The sequence below is a fragment of the Pseudomonas sp. GW821-FHT01A09 genome, assembly GCF_058986725.1.
Genome location: NZ_JBYSWB010000040.1, coordinates 1 through 21,471 on the forward strand (window position 1 = coordinate 1; position 21,471 = coordinate 21,471).

The following is a 21,471-nucleotide window of genomic DNA, read 5'->3' on the forward strand; positions in this document are numbered from 1 at the left end:
TGCTTGGTCATCAGACACCTCTCTATGGCGAGCATTCTCGCCTAAATGGGTGTCCGGTTTCATTAGACCACTACAAACCGAATCGCCCAGCAGCCTTTTCGCTATCGCGGCATCGATTGGCAATATCACCTATAGAGCAGCAGAAGCAATGTGGTCTGAAGAAGACCCGGCAGCCAATCCCGACCCGTCGAGCTTGATCAAGATAGACACGATTTCAAACCCCCAACCCCGCACAAAAATCCAGGACGAATCCACCGCCACCCAAAACATCACCGACGGCTACGTCGCCAACGAACCCACCCACAAGTTCTTCTTCCTCGGTGGCGAGCTCGACAAGACCGATTTCACCTCCACTCAGTTAGGCGCCCTGGCCACCGGCAACCTGCGTCCCGGCGAGATCCAGCTCAATACCAACATCCAACCCACCCAGCACCTCGAACAGTTCTACCTCGACCAACCCGCCAACGGCGCGGCCGATTTCAGTCTGCGCAACGCCACCGTCCTTAACGGGCTGGCGGCGCAGACCACTGAAAACATCTTTATCGATCCGCTGCTACTCGATCTGACCGGCACCGGCGTGCAAATGACGCCCATCAGCGACGGCGTGCTGTTCGACACCGACAACAGCAGCACCCTCAAACGTACCGGCTGGGCCGATCGCAGCACCGGCATGCTGGTAGTCGACAATGGGGGCGGGCAGATCACCAGCATCAGCCAGATGATCTCCGAGTACTACGGTGGTGCGGCGGGTACCAATGGCGCGCCGGGCGCGGTGACCTTCAAGGACGCTTTCGCCGCGTTGGCCAGCGAAGACGGCAATGCCGACGCGCTCATCACTTCGGCCGATCCTTCCTGGGCCAAACTGCGCGTGTGGGTGGACGCTTCCCACGACGGTCGTAGCGATGCCGGTGAACTCAAGACGCTCGACGAATTGGGCATCACCCAGATCAATCTCACGGCCGAGCAGGTTCAGGGCGACGTGCGCCAAGGCAACAGCGTGATCGCCAAAGGCAGCTTCGTCATCAACGGCGAAACCCGCGAGGCGCTGGCCGTGAACTTCCTCGGTGATACGGTAAGCAACCTGATTACTGCTCAAGGCGCCGGCAACAAGTTGGTGTCTACCGCTGGCGGCGTGACCACTACCGCCTATGCCAGCAATGCGACGACAGACGAGACTCTCGACGCCACGGCATTAGGGGTGACCAACCTTTATGGCGGCAGCGGTAATGACACACTGACCGCAGCCGCAACGGGAAGCTGGCTGGTCGGGGGCGCGGGTGCCAATACCTACAACGGTGGCGCAGGTGATGACGTTTTCGTGATCAGCGCCAGCGATGACCCTACCGCCATCAAGGGTAATGGCGGCCGAGACACAGCGATTATTGTTGGCGAGGCCGGTGTTGCGCTCAATCTGGCCAAAGCCGGATTGACCATGGCCCAAGGCGGGCGCGGCAATGACTACCTGATCAGCGGCGGCAGCAACGGCGTGTTCCTCAAAGGTGGCTCCGGCGGCTCGGTGCTGCTGGGCGGGGGTGGCAACGACGTGCTGGTGGGCGGCAGTGGCCGCAACCTGATCGTCGGTGGCAGCGGTAAATCGGTGATCTACGCCGGCCCTCAAGGCGATCGGATTTCAGCGTCGGCAGGCGGCAGCATTATCTATGCGGGTGGGGGCAAGGACATTATCGAAGGTGGCGTCGGTGATGATGTGATCGAGGTCGGGCGGGGCGAGGCGGTGATCGACGGCGGCGCAGGGACCAACATCCTGACGGTACACGGCAGCTACGGCGAGTATCAGATCACCCCGACCGACTCGGGTTATCAGATCGCCGACAAGGTGCTCGGCCGTGATGGCACCGTCAACATTGCCAATATCCAAAAAATCAACTTCGCGGATATTTCGGCCATTGATCTCAATTCGCCCAATGCCATGCCGGTGGCCGATGCAGTCGCCACCGATGCGGCAGGCGCCCCGCTGGATCGACACAGCGCCCGAGTTATCAGTGCCGCCGCCTTGCTGGCGAACGACCAACTGCTGAAAAGCACCGGGCCACTGAAGGTCAGTGCCGTCAGCGATGCCATGGGCGGAACCGCCAGCCTCAATGAGCAAGGCGATGTACTGTTTACCCCGACCGTAGGGCACATCGGCGCCATGAGCTTCAAATATGCGCTGGTAGACAGCGCAGGCAATCCGGCGGCGTCTATCGTGCACCTGGGCTCCGGCGAGCTTGCGCCAATGCGCGCTTCCGTCACGCTGCAAACCGCCGAAATGCCGACCGATCCCATGGCGGCGCGCCAGTGGTACCTGAGTGATATCGGTGTGCTTCCTGTCTGGCAGGACTACACCGGCAAGGGCGTGCGCATTGGTCAATTCGAGCCCGGTGGCAAGTATTCTTCCGGGCCGGAGCTGTTCGACTATGACCACCCTGATCTCAAGGCCAATGTCGATCCTGCCTGGCTGACGACGCAGACCACCAACGGCACGCTGGCGCCATTGAAGTCCGACCATGCCACCATGGTAGCGGGTGTGATGGTTGCCGGGCGCAATGATCAAGGAGGCGTCGGCGTGGCCTATGGGGCGACGCTGGGTGGCCATTACCTGGCCAATAGCGGGGCAGACCTTACCGGGCTCGGCAATATGGTCAATTACGATGTAGTCAACCACAGTTGGGGGTTCACCAACGATTTTGCCCTCAGCAATGTACACGAAGGCATGGTAACCACGGCCGCGGCATTGACGCTCAGTGCCCAGGCGGCGGCAACCAACGGCCGCGGGGGGCTGGGCACGGTGATGGTCGCGGCTGGCGGCAATGAGCGGGAAAAAGGCGGTAGCGCTCAGGGCTCGCTGATGAACAACAATCGCTACAGCATCGAGGTCGGGGCCATCAATGCTCAAGGCGACCTTTCGACCCTTGTCATCGGTGCCGCGCCCTTTTCCAATCCGGGCGCAAGCCTGCTGGTATCGGCGCCGGGTAGCAACGTTCTGTCCACGAGCCGCCAATTGCAGACCGAGCGGGGCTCGACCTTCGGCAACGACTACAGCGCCATGCAAGGCACCAGTTTCGCGGCACCGATCGTCTCCGGCGTGGTGGCGTTGATGCTCGAAGCCAATCCCAATCTTGGCTACCGCGACGTGCAGCAGATCTTGGCCTTGTCGGCACGCAAGGTCGAGGACACCACGACGCAATGGGCTGACAACGGTGCCAGGCATTGGAACGGCGGCGGTATGCACAGGAGTGATGACTACGGTTTCGGCAAAGTCGACGCGCGCGCCGCAGTACGCCTGGCTCAAGGCTGGCTCGGCCAGCGCACCGCCGCCAACGAGGCATCGGTGGTAGGGAACAGCGCCGTGCTGGGGTCGGTGCTGCAACCCGGTGCAGTGCTGGACACGATCAATACGCTGCCCGCTGGCATCGATATCGAACACGTCGAGGTCGATTTTCATGCTCAAGTGGGACGATTGGGTGACCTGCAGGTCAAGCTCATAGCGCCCAATGGCACCCAGAGCCTGCTACTCGACCGACCCGGAAAATCACTCGCAGTAGACGCGGACACCGGCAACGCTTTCGCCGGAGCGTTCAAGCACAGCCTGATGTCGACCCAGCACTGGGGCGAGCAATCGGCAGGAAACTGGACGCTGCAAGTGACCAATGCCGCTACCGGCCTCCCCGTGACCCTGGATAAATGGTCGCTGCGGGCCTACGGCGCCCAAAGTAGCGCGGACGACAGTTACTACTTCACGGACGAATATGCAGCGCTGGCGGCGGCCAACCCAGCCCGTGCAACGCTTGACGATGCCGCTAACGGGACCGCCGGAGGCCGCAATACAGTCAATGCGGCGTCCGTCACCGGTGATGTCAGTCTGAATGCCGCCACGGGCGCAGCGAGTCTGGGTGGTACGGTGCTGACCTTGGTGGACCCGCTAGGCTTCCAGCAATTGATCAGCGGTGATGGCAACGACACGCTGGTGGCAGGCAGTGGAGACAGCCTGTTGAATGGGGGCAGAGGCAACAACACGTTGGTAGGTGGCAGTGGTCGAGATTTTTTCGTGATCCACCGCCGTGGCGACAGTAGCGACACCTTGGGCGGCTTCGAGCCAGCCCGTGGCGAAGTGATCGACCTGGTCGGGTTCAAAGGCCGGCAGTTCGCGGACCTGCAACTGACCCAGGTCGATGCCGATGTGAATATCGACCTTGGGGCCGGGCAGCGTCTGGTGCTGCAAGGGGTGACCAGCGATGCCCTGAGCAGTGCGAATTTCCGTTTCCAGGAAAGCTTCGCCGGCCCAGGCACTTTTTTCACCGAAAGTGGCGAGGCCACACCACTGCCAGTCGCCGCAGGTACCGTCATCATGAACGGTGGGGCCAAGGGAGTTTCGTTGACGACCGACGCCAACGGTCAATTCGTTGCCAGTCTCTCGGGTACTGTGTATGAGCGTGACGGCACTGAAGCGAATCGCTTCGTTGTTGCTCAGCAGGAAGGCGTCATCGACTACAGCAATGCCCTGCGTGGCTTCCGCCAGGGGCTCGACAAAATCGACCTGAGCCAGGTGGGTATCAGCGATTACGCGGCGCTCGATATCACCAAGGAGCAGCGAAATGTTATCAACGGCGTCGCCCTAATCCAGGGCGTAATAGTCAGCACCAAGCCGGTGGGCACTGGCGAGCCGCTGAAGTTGCTTTATCTCGACTCGTTGGAGGTAGCTCAATTGGGCGCAGCGGACTTCATTTTCGCTCAGCCCATGGCGGCCGCTTTGCACATGCCCGCAGCCGAAAATGTCCCGGTAGCCTTGGCGTTGGTCGCCGACAACACCGGGGTACCCCTGCCAGGGCCGGCGGCCACACCACAGCGCCTGAGCATTGATCCGCTGATTCAGGCCATGGCAGCCTTTGCCCCGGCCCCTGCTGGCGGACAGGTTCCGGGCGCGGTTGATCTGGGAGGTTATCAACCCCTGCTCGGAGCGGCTGTCGCATGAGCCACAGCGCTGATCCGCACTGTTCGTCGATGACAGACGAATCGCAGGATTCGGCGCTGGAGTGTCTGGTGATGGTGGCTCGCCATCATCACCTTGCCGTCAGCGCCGAGCAGATCCGTCACGACTTTGCCGCACAGGGACGCCGACTGACCCACGAAGAAATACTGCAGGCTGCCCATGAGTGCGGCCTGCACGCCGAGTCTGTCATTTGCTCGCAGGGCCGGCTGCAAAATACGCCGCTGCCAGCCATTGGCCGATCAGCCGAGGGTGGTTACTTCGTTTTTTGCGAAGTGAACGCAGAGCAAGTGAGTATCAGCGATCCGCAATCCTCCTCTATGGCAATACTCGATCCGTCTGCCCTTGGCAGATTCTGGACCGGACAGTTGATCCTGATCGGTCTTCAGGCAAAAGCGCTGGAAAGGCCTGCGCAGCGTTTCGGTTTCGCCTGGTTCCTGCCCGCTATCGCAAAATACCGGCGGTTACTGGGGCAAGTGCTGTTCGTATCTCTATGCCTGCAATTATTGGCGCTCGTTACACCGTTGTTCTTTCAAGTAGTCATGGACAAGGTGCTGGTGCATCGCGGTATGTCGATGCTGGATGTACTGGCTATAGGGCTTTTGGGCGTCATGCTTGCCGAGAGCCTCTTCAGCGTCTTTCGCACCTATCTGTTCAGCCATACCGCGAGCCGCATCGATGCCGAGCTGGGTGCGAAGTTATTTGCTCATCTGATGAGTTTACCCAGCACCTGGTTTCAGGGGCGTCGAGTTGGCGACACTGTCGCTCGGCTGCGAGAGCTCGACACCATTCGCCAGTTCCTGACGGGAAACAGCCTGACGCTGGTGCTGGACCTGATGTTTTCGGTGCTGTTTATCGCAATTCTTTTTTCCTACAGTGGCAGGCTGACGGTGATCGTGCTGTTGTCATTGCCGCTCTACGTGATTATCGCCTTGGCCATCACGCCAGCTTTGCGTAATCGTCTGCACGAGAGCTACGCGAGGGGTGCCGATAATCAGGCTTTTCTGGTGGAGAGCCTGAACGGTATCTCTACGCTCAAATCCATGGCGGCGGAACCGGTCCTGCGTCGTCATTGGGACGGACAATTGGCCGCCTACGTCAAAGCGGGGTTTCGGGCCAGAAACCTGTCGGCGATCGGGCACGAGTTGATCGGCCTGATAGGCAAATTAGTGACGGCCTTGACATTATGGATGGGCGCCAGGCTGGTGCTCGAAGGGGAGTTCTCGGTCGGCCAGCTAGTTGCTTTCAACCTCTTTGCCGCCCGGGTAGCCCAGCCGGTGCTGCGCTTGTCGCAAGTGTGGAGTGAGCTGCAACAGGTCGGCGTGTCCCTTGCGCGTCTTGCAGACATCCTTGATACACCGGGCGAGCGGGGTACCGCCAGTTCGACCGTCATGCCTGAGCTGAAGGGAGCGGTCGAGTTCGAGGGCGTCCGATTTCGCTATAAACCTGAATCGCCCGAAGTCTTGCGAGGCTTGAGTTTACGTATAGAGGCCGGACAGGTGGTTGGTCTGGTGGGACGCTCGGGCTCTGGCAAAAGTACCCTGGCGCGGCTGTTGCAGCGGCTCTACGTGCCACACGAAGGCCGCATACTTATCGATGGTATGGACTTGGCAATGGTCTCGCCAGCGTCACTGCGGCGGCAACTGGGCGTGGTATTGCAAGAAAATCTGCTATTTCATCGCAGCGTGTTCGACAACATTGCCCTAGGTTACCCGCAGGCAGATAAGCACGCAGTGGAGGTCGCTGCACGGTTGGCCGGCGCCCACGATTTCATTCTGGCGCTGCCCCACGCTTATGACACGTTGGTCGGCGAGCAGGGCGGTTCCCTTTCTGGCGGTCAGCGACAGCGCATCGCCATCGCTCGCGCCTTGATGGGTGACCCCAGACTGCTGATTTTCGATGAGGCCACCAGTGCGCTGGATGCCGAAGCCGAGCGGTGGGTGACCGACAACATGCGCTCGCTGTGCATCGGGCGCACGGTGATCATCATCGCCCATCGATTGCAGGCGGTCAGGCACTGCCACCGGATTGCCGTTCTGGAGCAGGGAGAAATCATCGAGCAGGGTTCTCATGAAGAACTGCTTTGCCGGCAGGAATCGCAGTACTCGAATCTGTACAGGCTGCAACAGGTAGGTAGCGTATGACCAGCAAATCCCCTTTATGGGCGCGTTATCGCCAAGCATGGTGCAAGGCTTGGGCGGCTCGTCTGCAAGCGCGTGAACAGGAGTGCCAGCGACATGAGCAAGCCTTCTTGCCCGCGGTCCTGGCGCTTCAGGCGCGACCGCCCCATCCAACACCACAACTGCTGCAGAAGATGTTGCTCGTGGCGCTCGGCCTGCTGTTGCTCTGGGCCTGCCTTGGGCAAGTGGACGTCGTTGCCACTGCGACCGGCAAAGTCGTGCCCAGTGGTAAAAGCAAGGTCATCCAGGCCAGTGAGATTGCCTTGGTCAAAGCCATTCACGTTGAAGATGGTCAGCGAGTTCAGGCGGGCCAGTTATTGGTGGAGTTGGACGCTCAGGGCACCCAGGCAGATGTCACCCGTTGGCGCAGCGATTTGTTATCGGCCAATGTCGACGCAGCGCGTGCGCAAGCCATGCTCGACGCTATCCGTGATCAGCGCGAGCCAGAATTGCTTGCCAGCTCGATTTCGAATGCCGATGGACAGCAGTTGGCCAAGGCGAGGCGATGGCTCGATGGTCAGTTTCTTGAACTACGTAGTTCGGTGGATCAGGCGACTGCCGATATCGAACGTCTGGGAGCCGAAATTCGTGGCGTCGAGGCCGCGGTATTGTCGTTGCAGCAGTCGCTGCCCATCGCTCGCCAACTGGCTAGCGATTACCAGCTGCTATGGCAGGAGAAGTCAGTGCCCAAGCATGCGTTTTTTGAAAAAGAGCAACGGCGTATCGATCAGGAGCGTGAACTGGCCCTGACGCGTTTGCGCGTCGAAGAGTTGCAGGCGGCGCGCAAGTCGGCGCTGTCTCGTCGCGAGAGTGTGATCGCTCAAGCACGCCGGAGCATGTTGGACTTGCTCAACGAATCACAGCAACGGGCCATGGCGGTCAGTCAGGAGTTGGCCAAAGCGGACGTGCGTCACGGCTTGCGCCAGCTGACGGCGCCCGTGGCCGGTACCATTCAGCAACTGGCTATTCATACCAAAGGAGGTGTGGTGACCCAGGCACAAGCCCTGATGATCGTGGTGCCGGATGATCAGCCTGTGGAGGTCGAAGCATTGATCGATAACAAGGACATCGGCTTCATCCGGCCGGGTCAATCGGTGGAAGTGAAGATCGAGACCTTTACTTTCACGCGCTATGGGGTCGTCGAGGGTAGCGTCAACAGCCTGTCCAAGGATGCAATCGAAGATGAACAAGGACGGCTGCGTTACAGTGCTCGCATTAGCCTCAACGACAGCACGATCAACATCCATGGGCAACCAGAACCGCTGTTCGCGGGCATGGCTGCCAAAGTCGAGATCAAGACCGATCGCCGTTCCGTGGTCAGTTATTTTCTCAGTCCCTTGCAGGAATATGCCCAGGAAAGTCTGGCCGAACGCTGATCGGTGCTGGCATGACCACTCCGCGACACTCCCCAAACCCGATACTCGGCAACCCCGGCCCCCGGCAACGGGCGCGCAGAATCACCTCGTCACCATCGAGCAGGAAGCTGCGCGTTTCGCCATTTTCCAGCCTCAACGGCTGCTTGCCGCCCTGGGTCATCTCCAGAAGGCTGCCATATTGTCCAGCCTCTGGCCCCGACAAGGTTCCGGTCCCCAGCAAGTCGCCAGGCTGCAAGCGGCAGCCGTTGACACTGTGGTGCGCAATCATCTGCGCGACGGTCCAGTACATGTGCTGGGTGTTGCTCAGGCCAAGGCGCTGCGGTGCCAGGCCGCTCGAGCGCATCTGCGGGGTGAGCAGCGATACCTCCAGTTCGATATCCAGGGCGCCTTGTTGTTGATCCTGCTCATCCAGCAAATACCTTAGCGGTTGCGGGTCACCCGCCGGCCGTGCGGGCTGCGCGCACCGGAACGGCGCCAGCGCCTCGGCGGTGACCACCCAGGGCGACAGCGTGGTGGCGAAGCTCTTGGACAGAAACGGCCCCAGTGGCTGGTATTCCCACGCCTGGATGTCCCGCGCCGACCAGTCGTTGAGCAGGCAGAAGCCGGCGATATGCTCGGCGGCCTCATTGATGGCGATGGAGGTGCCCTGGGCATTGCCGGGGCCGATCCACACGCCCATTTCGAGCTCGTAGTCGAGCCGTTGCGAGGGCCCGAACTGCGGCTCGCTCGCGCCTGCCGGGAGGGTCTGGCCGTTGGGACGATGCACGGGAGTACCGCTGATATTCAGCGTCGAGGCTCGGCCGTGGTAGCCGATGGGCAGGTATTTGTAGTTGGGCAGCAGCGGGTTGTCCGGGCGGAACAATTTGCCGACGTTGGTGGCGTGGTGGATGCCAACGTAGAAGTCGGTGTAGTCGCCGACTTGCGCCGGTAGATGCATCTGGCAGTCGGCTTGCGGGTGCAAGGCGCCGGCCAGGCGGTCCTGGGCGCCGCTGTGTTCGCCTAGCAGGTCCAGCAGCGCCGCCCGCAACGCCTGACGCGGTGCGCTGCCGAGGGCGAAAAAGGCGTTGAGGTTGCTGGCGCCGGCAGCCTTGGCGGCGGTCAGTGCGGCGCCCTCGAAGAGCCCCGCGGCGGCGGCAGCACCGAGGTCCAGCAACTGATCGCCGATGGCGACGGCGCCGCGCGGGGTATCGCCAACGAGGCTGTAAATGCCGAAGGGCAGGTTGTGCAGCGGGAAATCCGGGTGGCCGTTGGCGCTGGCGATCCAACTGCGCGGGGCTGACGAAATGCTCATGGTTATCCTCGGGTGAAATTATGGGTCAGGCCGTCCCAGCAGCCGTCGTAGTCGCTCTGCAAGTGGTCGCTGTCGAGGGCCAGCTGGCTGGCCCGCAGCACCTGGCAGGTCTCGAACATGAAGGCCATGGTCTGCTCAACCTTGTGCGGCTGGAGTTCGGCAGCCATGGCTTTCTGCGCCGTGGCGTTGTCCGGGCCGTGGGCGCTCATGCAGCTGTGCAGCGAGGCGCCACCGGGGCTGAAGCCCTCGGCCTTGGCGTCGTAGGCGCCGTCGATCAGACCCATGAACTCATTCATCACGTTGCGGTGGAACCAGGGTGGACGGAAGGTGTTTTCCGCCACCAGCCAGCGCGGTGGGAAGATCACGAAGTCGACGTTGGCCACCCCCGTCGTGGCGCTGGGGGAGGTGAGCACGGTGAAGATGGACGGATCGGGGTGATCGAAGCTGATCGAGCCTATCGTGTTGAAGCGCCGCAGATCATATTTGCAGGGCACGTTGTTGCCATGCCAGGCGACCACGTCGAAGGGCGAATGCGCGAGTTCGGCACTGAACAGTTCGCCGAGGAATTTCTGCACCAGTGTGCAAGGTCCGTTCTGCTCTTCAAAGGCCGCTACCGGCGCCAGAAAATCCCGCGGGTTAGCCAGACCGTTGCTGCCGATCGGCCCCAGATCGGGTAGGCGCAGCGGACTGCCGTGGTTCTCGCAGATGTAGCCGCGGGCGGTGCCGTCGAGCAACTCGATGCGAAACTTCAGGCCACGCGGCAGCAGCAGGATTTCCTGCGGCTCGACTTCCAGCACCCCCAGCTCGGTGACCACTCGCAGGCGCCCGGCCTGGGGTACCAGCAACCACTCGCCGTCGGCGTTGAAAAAGGCGCGCTGCATCGAGACGTTGGCAGCGTACAGGTGCACGCTGATGCCGGCGGCCTGATCGGCCGGGTGAGTAGCGGCGAGGGTGAACAGGCCGTCAAGCAGATCGGTGGGGGTGCTGGGATAGTCGACGGGGTTCCAGCGCAGCCGGTTGGGCGTGATCGGCCCCGCCTCACGGCCGCGAATTTGCCGCGGCGATGGCTCGAAGCGCGGGTGGCTCGCAGAGGGTCTGATGCGGTACAGCCAAGTGCGACGTGCTTCGCTGCGCGGGACGGTGAACGCGGTGCCGGAGAACAACTCGGCGTACAGGCCGTATGGGGGCCGTTGCGGGGAGTTCTGGCCCATTGGCAGCGCGCCATACAGGGCCTCACTGTTAAATTCGTTGCCGAAACCGCTCTGGTAGAGGGGGGCGGGGGAGAGGGGCATGTCGACCTCTGTTATTTTATTTGTAATTGGATTACGTATAACGTAATTTGAGTTTGCGGTAAGGTCAAGCTATAAAAGCGCACTCTTTGCAAAGGCATTCCCCGCTCATGGCCAGTGACAACATCGATCCACCGCTGGCGCCCGCCAGCGCCGCGCGCCAACAAAAGGTGCAAGCGGCCGAAGTCGGTACCGGTATCCTCAAAGGCTTGGCCGAGCTGGCGCCTAGCACCTCGCTCTCCAAGCTGGCCGAGCACGTAGGCATGCCGGCGGCCAAGGTCCATCGCTATCTGCAAGCGTTGATCGCCAGCGGCTTCGCCGAGCAGGACCCTGCCAACAACCACTATGGCCTGGGGCGTGAGGCGTTGCTGGTGGGCCTGGCGGCACTGGGCCGCCTGGATGTGCTCAAGGTCGCCAGTCCCTATCTCGAGCAACTGCGTGAAAGCCTCAACGAAACCTGCTTCCTGGCGGTGTGGGGCAACAAGGGGCCGACCGTGGTGCACGTCGAGCAATCCATCGGCGCGGTGACCTTGGTGACGCGCGTGGGCTCTGTGCTGCCGGTGCTCATGTCCTCCACCGGCATGGTCTTCAACAGCTTCCTGCCCGAGGCCGAGACCGCCGAGTTGCGCGCCCAGGAGAACATCAGCGCCGATCCTGCGCTGCTCGAGCAATTGCCTGCGCAAGTAGCACGCATCCGCAGCAGTGGCCTCAATCAGGTGCATGGCTTGCTGATGCCGGGGGTCAATGCAGTGTCAGCACCTTTGTTCGCCACCGGCCAGAAACTCGCCGGGGTCATTACCGTGGTGGGCGCCGCTTCGGTATTCACCCCGTTCAACCAAGCCTCGGCCGCTGAACTGCTGCAGCAAGCCGCCGAGGCCATCACTCGGCGCATGGGGGGCACTCGGCCCAACTGAGCCGGGCGTCGCTTACGCCGGCTTGTCCGCCTGCTGATCCGGGTGCGCGGCAATGAACGCGGGATGGACCATGGCCAGCGCCTCGACCCGAGCGATCCGCGGCCACTGCTGCACATCGACCGCGAAGCGCCGCGCGGCATAAAGCTGCGGCAGCAGGTAGGCATCTGCGACGCTCAGCTCGCCAAAGCACCAACCCTGCTCGCCAATCAGGGCCTCGACCGCCGCCAGTCCTTCACTGATCCAGTGGCCGATCCAGGCGTTGACCTGCGCCTCGTCGCAACCCTGTGCGCGCAAGCGCTTGAGCACCGCAACGTTGTGCAGCGGGTGGATGTCGCAGCCGATGAGCGCCGCCACTGCCCGTTGCCGAGCTCGGCTCAGGGCGTCGCCATGCAGTAGCGGTGGCTGTATGCAGACTTCTTCCAGGTACTCGATAATCGCTGGCGATTGCACCAGCAGCTCGCCGTCATCAGTGCGCAGGGTCGGCACTCGGGCTTGTGGGTTGAGCGCGCGGTAGGCGCGCTGCAGATGTTCGCCTCCGGCATTTATCAGGTTGACGGGCAATGCCAGGTAGTCGACGCCCTTGAGTGCCAGCACGATGCGCACGCGATAGGAGGAGGTCGAGCGGTAATAGGTATAGAGGTCCATGGTCCTTCCTTTTATAGTGATGCCCCGCCGTACCGTTCGCGCCAGCAGGCGCATTGCCAGAGCCGTCAGGGCCGGGCCCGGCACAAGGAGCACCATGCAGACGTTGTCGCAAAAGATCACCGAGCAACTGCGCGAGCAGATCCTCAGCGGTGAGTTGAAACCCGGCCATCACCTCGAAGAAATCCCCCTCGCCACCGAGCTCGGGGTCTCCCGCACACCTGTGCGTGGGGCGCTGAACGCGTTGGCCAATCAGGGCCTGCTGACTTACCAGGCCAAGCGCGGCTACATGATCCGGCGCTTTGATATCAAGGACATAATTGCCGCCTACGCCGTGCGCGCCAATCTCGAAGGCATGGCCTGTCGCCTGTCGGCCGAGCAGGGCTTGAGCGATGCCCATATCGAGATACTGCAAGCGCAGTTGGCGGCGGGCGATCAGATTCTCGGCAAGGGACACCTGGCGCCCGAGGATTTCGAGCCCTACCGCCAGACCAACGTGATCTTGCATTCGGTACTCATAGAGAGCTGCGCCAATCATTGGATCCGCGACTTCGTGCAGCGCACTCAAGAGATTCCCTACGTCACCTCGCGGCTGATGTTCTGGCACGACTACGCCACCATCCTGCGCTCCCACGACGACCACCACCGCATCGTCGATGCAGTGATTCGCCGCGAAGGCTGGCGCGCTGAGGCGCTGATGCGCGAGCATATTTACTTCGCCGGGCGGTTTCTGGAGCACAACTTTAGTCGCCTCAGCGGCGACTGACGCCAACGCGCTCATCCGTGTTCTGGGGCCCCGTGCAGTTCGTGATGCACGGGGCCGACCGCCGGAGGTTCGTCCTTGGGCTTGCGCACCTGAGTGATCAGTAGCATGGAGATCACCGCCGGGATCACGAACCAGTAGAAGATCTGCTCCGCAGGGGTATTGAGGGTCAGCAGCAGGCTGCCCATCAATGGCGCCATGATCGAGCCGAAGCGGCCGATGCCCATGGCCCAACCGATCCCGGTGGCCCGCGCGTAACTAGGGTAAAAGCTGCTGGTGAAGGAATTGAGCATCAGCTGACCGCCGATGATGCAGAAGCCCGCCACTAGAACGAAGAACACCAACCAGCCGGCGTGCCCCTGGCTGCGGCCGATGGCGACAGTGGCCAACGCCGCGCCGAATAGCATCAGGGCCAACACGCGGGTCTTGTGTTGCAGCTTGTCTGCCAGGTACGACATCAACACCGCGCCGGCTACCCCGGACAGCAGAAACATCGAGGTGGTGACGTTGGCCGCGTTGAGGGTCATACCGCTTTGCTTGAGCAGCACCGGCAGCCAGCTCAGATAGAAGTAGGTGAGCATCAGGCTGAACAGGAAGGTGCCCCAGATGAACAGGGTCGGCCGTGACCAGCCTTTGCGGAACAGGTTGAGCACCGGCATTTTGCGGGACACCGGCGCGACGTTGCCGGAAACCACCGGACCGCGCTCCGGCACCTGCCAATCCGGCATGAAGCGCCGGGTGATCGTCAGCAACCGGTTGTAGGGCGGCGCGTCGGCGAACAGATGGGTAAGCGAGTCAGGCAGGTACTTGAACAGAAACGGCAGCAACAGCAGGGGCGTTATCCCGCCGGCGATGAACACCGACTGCCAGCCGTAAGTATCCATCATCAGCGCCGCGACGAAACCGCCGAGCACCCCGCCCAGCGAGTAACCGCAGGCGGCCATGGTCACCATCACCGTGCGCAGGCGCGGCGGTGCGTATTCGGCCATCAGCGCCATGGTGCTAGGCATCGCTGCGCCCATGCCCAGACCGCAGACGAAACGCATGGCCATCAGCACCTGGATGTCCCGGGCCAGTACCATGGTCACGGTCAGCACCGCATACAGCGATACGCACCCCAGTAGTACGCGGCGGATACCGATGCGGTCGCCTAGTGGGCTGACCACCAAAGCACCGAGGGTGAGGCCGAAGAGGTTGGCGCTGAACACCGGACCGAATGCGGCTGGGGGCAACTGCCATTGCTGCGACAGCACCGGCACCACATAACTGATGACCTGGGCGTCGTAGCCGTCGGTGACGAGGAGAAACACCAGCATCAACAGCATCAGCCATTGCTGCCGGGAGACCGGGCGCTTGTCGAGCGCCGCGTGAAACTGCGCGATTTGAGATTCCATCAAGGTCGTCCTGTTTGTTGTTGTTATCGGCGATACGCAAGGTAGTGACTGCCGGCGATTTTGGGCAGTGGGCTGGCCACCTCGAACGTCGTGATCGGATGTTTATTTTTACGTAATCTATTTACGCATTACGTAAAGATGCTAGATTAGCACTTACCTTGTATCCATGGTCCAGCAAATTTTTAGGTTTTCTGCCTGAGCAAGCAGCCTCTTGGTTTGCGATTGCTCCTATGTATACATGAGAGAAAACAATAACAATCTGGAGCTACTTATGTCCTTGCTGCAATTGATCTCAACCTCTCGTCATGTGCTCATCACCGGTGCCGCCCAAGGCATCGGTGCCGGTGTGGCACATTATCTCGCCGCCCGCGGCTACCGTATCGCCGCTACTGATCGCAACGAGGCCGCCTGCCGTGACACGGTCGCCGATCTGCCAGGCAGCGGCCACAGCGCCTGGCGCCTGGATGTCGCTGATGAAGCCAGTGTTGCGATCACATTCGCCAACGTCGAGGCAGCGCACGGGACACTGGACGCCATCGTCTGCGCCGCCGGCATCCTGATCCTGCACGATGGCGAACGGCGCTTGATCGCCGACACGGAACTGGATGAATGGGAACTCACCCACGCGGTCAACACCCGTGGCACCTTCCTGTGCACCCGCGAGTTCGTCCGTGCCCGCCGTGAACGCCCGGTGGCACACGGCCGAATCGTTACCTTCTCCTCCTGTGCGGCGCAGTTGGGCGGGTACCGCTCAAGCTCGGCGTACATCTCCAGCAAGGCCGCAGTGCTGGGCTACACCAAAGCGCTGGCGCGGGAGACTGCGGCCATGGGCATCACCGTCAACGGCATCGCCCCCGGCCTGATCGATACCGCCATGCTGCGGCTATCCCTGGCGCCGGGCCAGGAGTCTGCCGCTGCGGCCAATATTCCCCTGGGACGGCTGGGGCAACCGGATGACATCGCCGCGGCCATCGCCTTTTTGATCTCCCCCGAGGCCTCCTACCTCACCGGCACCATGACCGACGTCAACGGCGGCTATCGCATGCAATAGCGCTGGCACCTCTTCCTACAACAATGAATCGAGCAGAGGCAACCGATGAACCTTCCTTACGCATTAGTCACCGGCGGTGCCAGCGGCATGGGCCGCGCCACCGTCGAACGCCTGGCCCACGACGGCTTCGCGGTGTTCATGGTCGATCGCAACATCACTCTGGCCGAGGCCGAGGCCGGCACGCTGCGCGACCAGGGTCTTGACGTCAGCGCCTTGGGCGTCGACATCACCAACGTCGAGGCGGTCCAACGCATGATTGCCGACCTGCCGCCGCTGACGGCGTTGGTCAATAATGCCGGGATCTTCGACGAGCGCCCGTTCAGCGAAGCCAGCGCCGACGATTTCCGGCGCATGTACGAGATCAACACCATCGCCGTGCACACCCTCACCCAAGCGGCCAGTGCGCGCATGGCGGCGGGCGGTAAAGTGGTCATCGTCGCCTCTCGTGCCTATCTAGGGGCGCGCAATCACGCCCACTACGTGGCCTCCAAGGCCGCAGTGGTCGGCTATGCGCGGGCGGCGGCCATGGAGTTGGCGCCTCGGGGCATCTGCGTCAATACCATCGCCCCCGGGCTGATCGACACGCCGTTGCTACAGGCTCTGACCCCCGAACGGCGCCGTGCCCAGGAAGCCCTGCAGCCGACCGGCAAGGCGGGGCGGCCCCAGGACGTGGCCAATGCGATTGCCTTCTTCTGCAGTCCGGTCACCGACTTCGTGACCGGCCAGGTGCTGTTCGTCGACGGTGGCAAGTCACTGGGCGGCAGCTACAGCTGAGGAGTATTCGAGATGCTTGAAGACAAGATTGCAACCGCGCCCGTGGCGCTCATCACCGGTGCCGGCCAAGGCTTGGGCCGCGCCACGGCACTGCGTTTCGCCGAGCAGGGCGTGCGGGTGGTCATTACTGATCTGGACCGCCAATCGCTCGAGCAGACCCGCGACCTCAGCGGCCGCCCCGAGCTGTTCGCGCTGCAGGTACAGGACGTCACCGCGCAGGACGCGCCGAAGCAAGCGGTCAGCCTCGCCGTGAAAACCTTCGGGGGCCTGGACTGGTTGATCAACAACGCTGGCATCGGCAAGGCGAAGAGCGCGGCGGACACCAGCGACGAGGAATGGGATCGCTACACCGATATCAACCTGCGCAGCGTGTTCCGCTATTCCCGTGAGGCGCTGCCGCACCTCAAGCCCGGGCGCGGTTGCATCGTCAACCTGGCCTCCATCTTCGGCCTGATCGGCCACCCCAATGTGGCGCCGTATGCCGCCACCAAGGCAGCTCTGGTCGGCTTGACCCGGCAGATGGCGGTGGACTGCGGCCCTCAGGGCATTCGCGTCAATGCGATCGCCCCCGGCATCATCGAGACCCCCTTGACTGCCGAGCGCATCCGCACCGATGCGCGTTTCAAAGCGGTGATGATCGATACGACGCCGTTCCATCGCATCGGCACGCCGCTGGACGTGGCCAATGCGATCTACTTTTTGTGCGGCGATCAGGCCGGCTTCATCAACGGCCATACCCTCACCGTCGATGGCGGTTGGAGCGTCGGCAACTACGTGGCCTCGGCCCGCCTCTGAACAGGAGCATCCCATGCAATACGAACTGCGTTACTACCATGTCGAACCCGGCCGCATGCACGACCTCGACGCGCGTATGCGCGATGGCTTGCCGAAGCTATTGGACAAACATGGCATCCGCGTGGTCGGCCGTTGGCACGCCATCGCCGGGCGCGGCACGCCGCTGTTCATCTATCTGATGGCCTGGAGGGACAACAGCGAGCGCGAGAACAACTGGAGCGGTTTTTACGCCGACCCTGATTGGTGGGCATTGCGCGCCGAGACCAACGCCGGCAGCGAACTCGTGCAGCACTACGATATTTCCTTGCTGACGCCATCGCCGGCGTGGCTCGAACATCGCCAGAACGGGCCGGCCGTGCAGGTCGGCGCCTTGCATGAACTGATCGTCCAGCCGATCGCCAACGGCCAGCCGCAAGCGGCCCATGCCTACGTGGCACAGACCTCGCTGCCGGTGCTCAACGCGCAGGGCGCCAGCCTGCTGGGCAGTTTCAACCTGGTCGCCGGCCAGCATATGCCTGGGCTGGTCACCCTGCTGTCGTGGCCCGACTTTGCTGCGCGCGAGGCCGGTTGGCAGGCTTATTGGAACGATCCACGCATCCAGCAGGCCCACGCCGCGCAACGCCAGACCTTGGGCCGCAGCCTGTTGGGGCGCGCCGATACCTGGCTGTTGCGTCCCACGCCGTACGCTGCGGTCGATCGATCTCTGGGCTTTGGTCAGTAACCGGGAGGGCCACGCTGTGAAAACCCATGAAGTCGATGTGCTGATCGTTGGCAGTGGCGCCGCTGGCATGTGCGCGGCGGCCGTGGCCAAGGTGCAGGGTCTGGACGTGCTGCTGGTGGAAAAGACCGACCGTTTTGGTGGCACCACGGCGCTGTCCGGGGGCGGTACCTGGGTACCGTTGAATCATCAAGGCAAGGCGCTGGGAGTCAAGGATAGCCTGGAAGCGGTGCACAGCTACCTCGATCAGGTGGTCGGCGATGCTGCGCCCAAGGCCCTGCGTGAAGCGTTTCTCGAGCAGGGCCCGGCGATGCTGAGGTTTCTGGAGCAGCACACCGAGGTGAAATTTTCCGGGCGCTGGTATTCGCCGGATTACCTGTCGGAGCTCGAAGGAGCCGGGCGCGGGGGGCGCGCGCTCGATCCGCTGGAGTTCGACGGTCGCCTGCTGGGTCGGCACTTCGAATACCTGCGCGCGCCCTGGCCGGAGTTTCTCGCGTTCGGTGGCATGATGGTCAACAAGAGCGACATCGACCTGCTGCTCAAGGCCAAGCGCTCGATCTGCGGGATGCGCCACGCGCTGAAGCTGCTGACCCGGTTTGCCGCTGATCGCCTGCGTGGGTACTCGCGCGGCACCCGTCTGGTGCTGGGCAATGCCTTGGCCGGGCGGCTCTATAAGAGCCTGCTGGATCTGCATGTGACCCTTTGGCGCAACGCTGCGGCTCGCGAGTTGCTGGTGGAGCAGGGCCAGGTGGTCGGCGCCGTGGTGGACCACGCCGGCCAGCCGGTACGGGTGATCGCCCGGCGCGGCGTGTTGCTGGCCACTGGCGGCTTCCCCGGCAATCTGAAGATGCGCGAGCATTGGTTGCCCCATCCCACCGGTCAATGGTCGGCCGGCAACGAAGCCAATACCGGCGACGGCATCAACCTGGCCATGGCCCTGGGCGCGCAGACCGGCCATGGGCGCAACCGCAACAATGCCTTCTACTCGCCGGTGTCGCTGATGAAGCGACCGGACGGCAGCACCGCGCGATTTCCGCACCTGATGCTTGATCGCTACAAGCCTGGGGTAATCATGGTCAACAAGGCGGGGCAACGTTTCGTCAACGAGGCCGATTCCTACCACGCCTGTGGCGAAGCGCAGCACAAAAGCGGGGCGGTGCCGGCCTGGCTCATCTGCGACAGCGAGTTCCTGCAGCGCTATGGCTTGGGCATGGTGCGCCCCCAGGCAGGATCGCTGCGACGCTTCCTCGACAATCGCTACCTGGTGAGCGCCCACAGCATTCAGGCGCTGGGCCTGGCGTTGGGCATCGATGCCGTCGGGCTGCAGGCCAGCGTCAGCCGCTACAACGGGTTTGCCGAGCGCGGTGAAGACCCCGATTTCGGCAAGGGCCAGAGTGCTTACAACCAGTACCTCGGCGACCCGGCCCATGGACCCAATCCGTGTCTGGCCCCGATTGTCAAAGGGCCGTTCTATGCCGTGGAGGTGGTGCCGGGCGACATCGGCACGGCATGCGGCCTACTCACCGACGCCCAGGCGCGGGTGTTGGATGCCGAGGGCCGGGCCATGGCCGGGCTGTATGCCGCCGGCAATGACATGAATTCGATCATGGGCGGCCAGTACCCCGGCCCCGGCATTACCTTGGGCCCGGGCCTGACGTTCGGCTATGTCGCGGCCATGCACATGGCCAATTCGGCCCGCGCGCCGCGGATGTCGCCGAGCGCGGCCCAGCCGAGTAGCGCCTTGCCCTGAAGTGCAGCGGCTGGCGACCGCAGCGGCTAGGGCCGCCCGTCAAGCGTCTCAACCCTTGTCAGTGGTGCTCGCCCGCGTGGCGCGCACCGCGGCCGTGGGCGCCTGTGTGCTTTCAACTTCAAACAAAAACAACAACAAGTGAGCTACCCATGAAACTCAACCACGCCCTTGTCTGCCTGTTGGCAGCCCCCTTGGCCTGTGTCGATTACGCCTTTGCGGTCACCGATCAGGCAGACGCCAAGGGGTTTCTCGACGACGCTCGGCTGGATTTGCTCAATCGTGATTTCTATTTCCGCCGGGACTACGAGCACGGAGGCGTCAGCGGTGTCGGGCGCAACCCTTACAAGCCGCGAGGCGAGCGCAGCGACTATTCCGAAGAGTGGGTTCAGGGCCTCATGCTCAACTACACCTCGGGCTACACCCAGGGCACGGTAGGTTTGGGCATCGATGCGTACAGCTACACCGCGATCAAGCTCGACAGCGGAGGCGGGCGCGCCGGTATCCGCCTGCTGCCCCTGCATGACGACGGCGAGCCCGCGGACAGCTACTCCAAGACCGGTGGCGCGTTCAAGGTGCGGGTCTCGCGCACCGAACTCAAGTACGGCAACCTGTTCCCGGCGGTACCGGTATTCTGGGTCAACCAAGTGCGCTTGTTCCCCAGTTCGGCCACCGGTTTCATGCTGGCCTCCGATGAAGTTCGCGGCTTGCATCTGGATGCCGGGCATTTCACCGCTAAAGGCAGCGTCGATTCGAGCAATAACGACGATGCCCTGGCGCTGGACTACGGCTTGCCCATCAGCATTCGGTCCATCGATTACCTGGGTGGGGTGTGGAAACCCACCGACCGTCTGAGCCTGAGCCTCTATGGCTCGGACCTCAAGGACACCTGGCACCAGTACTACAGCAACCTCAACTACCGCATGCCTCTAGGGCGGGCGCAGTCGCTGACCTTCGACGCGAACCTTTACCGTACCACCGACACCGGCAAGCGCTTGGCGAGCACCATCGACAACACCACCTGGTCGTTGTCGGCTGCCTACAAGGTCAGGGCGCAGACGTTCACATTGGCCTATCAACAGGTCGATGGCGACGAACCCATGGACTGGCCCGGGTTCGGCACCATGGGCGGCGGTGTGGCGCTAGCCAACGCCGTGCAGTACGCCACCTTCACTGAAGCCAACGAGCGTTCGTGGCAACTGCGCTACGACCTCGACATGAGCACCTTCGGCGTCCCCGGCCTGACCTTCATGACCCGCTACGTACGTGGCGACAACATCGGTAACGCACATAGCGACAACACCTACTACACCGCGCGCTACCGCTACCCCGAGGGCAGCGACGTCCGGCACTGGGAGCGCGATATCGAGGCCCGCTACGTGGTGCAGTCCGGCAAGGCCAAAGACCTGTCGTTTCGGCTGCGCCAGGCCACGCACCGCGCGAGTACCGGCTATCGCTATGCCGATATCAACGAGGTGCGTTTGATCATCGATTACCCCATCAACATCTTCTAGCGCAAGGTGGCCCGGTCGCCTGAATTTGCAGCGCGGCGG

General features: G+C 62.5%; 15 protein-coding genes. 11 read left to right on the plus strand and 4 right to left on the minus strand.

Annotated features, from left to right (window positions below):
- Positions 1-148 precede the first annotated feature (148 nt).
- Genes AC3WJP_RS27130 through AC3WJP_RS27140 form a run of 3 tightly spaced genes read left to right on the plus strand, consistent with a single transcriptional unit; the run spans position 149 to position 8,540 of the window.
- Positions 149-4,969, plus strand: a complete 4,821-nt coding sequence (locus AC3WJP_RS27130) for an SPM autocatalytic domain-containing protein (protein ID WP_493724239.1) — start codon at positions 149-151, stop codon at positions 4,967-4,969.
- A complete protein-coding gene (locus tag AC3WJP_RS27135; RefSeq protein ID WP_493724240.1) occupies positions 4,966-7,128 on the plus strand; it encodes a type I secretion system permease/ATPase in 2,163 nt (720 codons plus the stop codon). Before AC3WJP_RS27130 ends, AC3WJP_RS27135 begins: the two co-directional genes overlap by 4 nt.
- Positions 7,125-8,540, plus strand: coding sequence for an HlyD family type I secretion periplasmic adaptor subunit (locus AC3WJP_RS27140; RefSeq protein ID WP_493724241.1), 1,416 nt, complete (start codon positions 7,125-7,127; stop codon positions 8,538-8,540). Before AC3WJP_RS27135 ends, AC3WJP_RS27140 begins: the two co-directional genes overlap by 4 nt.
- Here AC3WJP_RS27140 and fahA read toward each other — a convergent pair.
- Positions 8,494-9,831 (minus strand): fumarylacetoacetase, encoded by a 1,338-nt coding sequence (fahA, locus tag AC3WJP_RS27145; protein WP_493724242.1) that lies wholly within the window; start codon positions 9,829-9,831, stop codon positions 8,494-8,496. The two genes, AC3WJP_RS27140 and fahA, sit on opposite strands and share 47 nt — an antisense overlap.
- Before the next feature lie 2 nt (positions 9,832-9,833).
- Complete coding sequence (hmgA, locus tag AC3WJP_RS27150) at positions 9,834-11,123, minus strand: homogentisate 1,2-dioxygenase (protein WP_493724243.1); 1,290 nt, start codon at positions 11,121-11,123, stop codon at positions 9,834-9,836.
- 107 nt (positions 11,124-11,230) lie between these two features.
- Here hmgA and AC3WJP_RS27155 point away from each other — a divergent pair, with 107 nt between their 5' ends.
- Positions 11,231-12,034: an IclR family transcriptional regulator gene (locus AC3WJP_RS27155; RefSeq protein WP_493724244.1), complete on the plus strand. Its 804-nt coding sequence runs from the start codon at positions 11,231-11,233 to the stop codon at positions 12,032-12,034.
- Positions 12,035-12,046: 12 nt separating this feature from the next.
- Here the strand turns inward: AC3WJP_RS27155 and maiA are convergent, their stop codons facing one another.
- A complete protein-coding gene (gene maiA, locus AC3WJP_RS27160) occupies positions 12,047-12,679 on the minus strand; it encodes a maleylacetoacetate isomerase (protein ID WP_493724245.1) in 633 nt (210 codons plus the stop codon).
- Between the two features lie 94 nt (positions 12,680-12,773).
- On the opposite strand from maiA, the gene AC3WJP_RS27165 reads away from it, so the two are divergent.
- Positions 12,774-13,442 (plus strand): GntR family transcriptional regulator, encoded by a 669-nt coding sequence (locus AC3WJP_RS27165; RefSeq protein ID WP_493724246.1) that lies wholly within the window; start codon positions 12,774-12,776, stop codon positions 13,440-13,442.
- A gap of 11 nt (positions 13,443-13,453) precedes the next feature.
- Here the strand turns inward: AC3WJP_RS27165 and AC3WJP_RS27170 are convergent, their stop codons facing one another.
- Positions 13,454-14,833, minus strand: coding sequence for an MFS transporter (locus AC3WJP_RS27170; protein ID WP_493724247.1), 1,380 nt, complete (start codon positions 14,831-14,833; stop codon positions 13,454-13,456).
- Positions 14,834-15,104: 271 nt separating this feature from the next.
- On the opposite strand from AC3WJP_RS27170, the gene AC3WJP_RS27175 reads away from it, so the two are divergent.
- The 6 genes from AC3WJP_RS27175 (at position 15,105) to AC3WJP_RS27200 (ending at position 21,432) form a co-directional block, all read left to right on the plus strand.
- The gene (locus AC3WJP_RS27175) at positions 15,105-15,884 is read left to right on the plus strand and encodes an SDR family NAD(P)-dependent oxidoreductase (protein ID WP_493724248.1); all 780 of its coding nucleotides are present in this window, start codon (positions 15,105-15,107) and stop codon (positions 15,882-15,884) included.
- A 45-nt stretch (positions 15,885-15,929) separates the two neighbouring features.
- The gene (locus AC3WJP_RS27180; protein ID WP_493724249.1) at positions 15,930-16,658 is read left to right on the plus strand and encodes an SDR family NAD(P)-dependent oxidoreductase; all 729 of its coding nucleotides are present in this window, start codon (positions 15,930-15,932) and stop codon (positions 16,656-16,658) included.
- A gap of 12 nt (positions 16,659-16,670) precedes the next feature.
- Positions 16,671-17,453, plus strand: a complete 783-nt coding sequence (locus AC3WJP_RS27185; protein WP_493724250.1) for an SDR family NAD(P)-dependent oxidoreductase — start codon at positions 16,671-16,673, stop codon at positions 17,451-17,453.
- Between the two features lie 13 nt (positions 17,454-17,466).
- Entirely contained in the window at positions 17,467-18,174 is a 708-nt protein-coding gene (locus AC3WJP_RS27190; RefSeq protein WP_493724251.1) for an NIPSNAP family protein, read from the plus strand.
- Positions 18,175-18,190: 16 nt separating this feature from the next.
- Positions 18,191-19,921, plus strand: coding sequence for an FAD-dependent oxidoreductase (locus tag AC3WJP_RS27195; protein WP_493724252.1), 1,731 nt, complete (start codon positions 18,191-18,193; stop codon positions 19,919-19,921).
- Between the two features lie 149 nt (positions 19,922-20,070).
- Positions 20,071-21,432, plus strand: a complete 1,362-nt coding sequence (locus AC3WJP_RS27200) for an OprD family porin (RefSeq protein WP_493724253.1) — start codon at positions 20,071-20,073, stop codon at positions 21,430-21,432.
- Positions 21,433-21,471 lie beyond the last annotated feature (39 nt).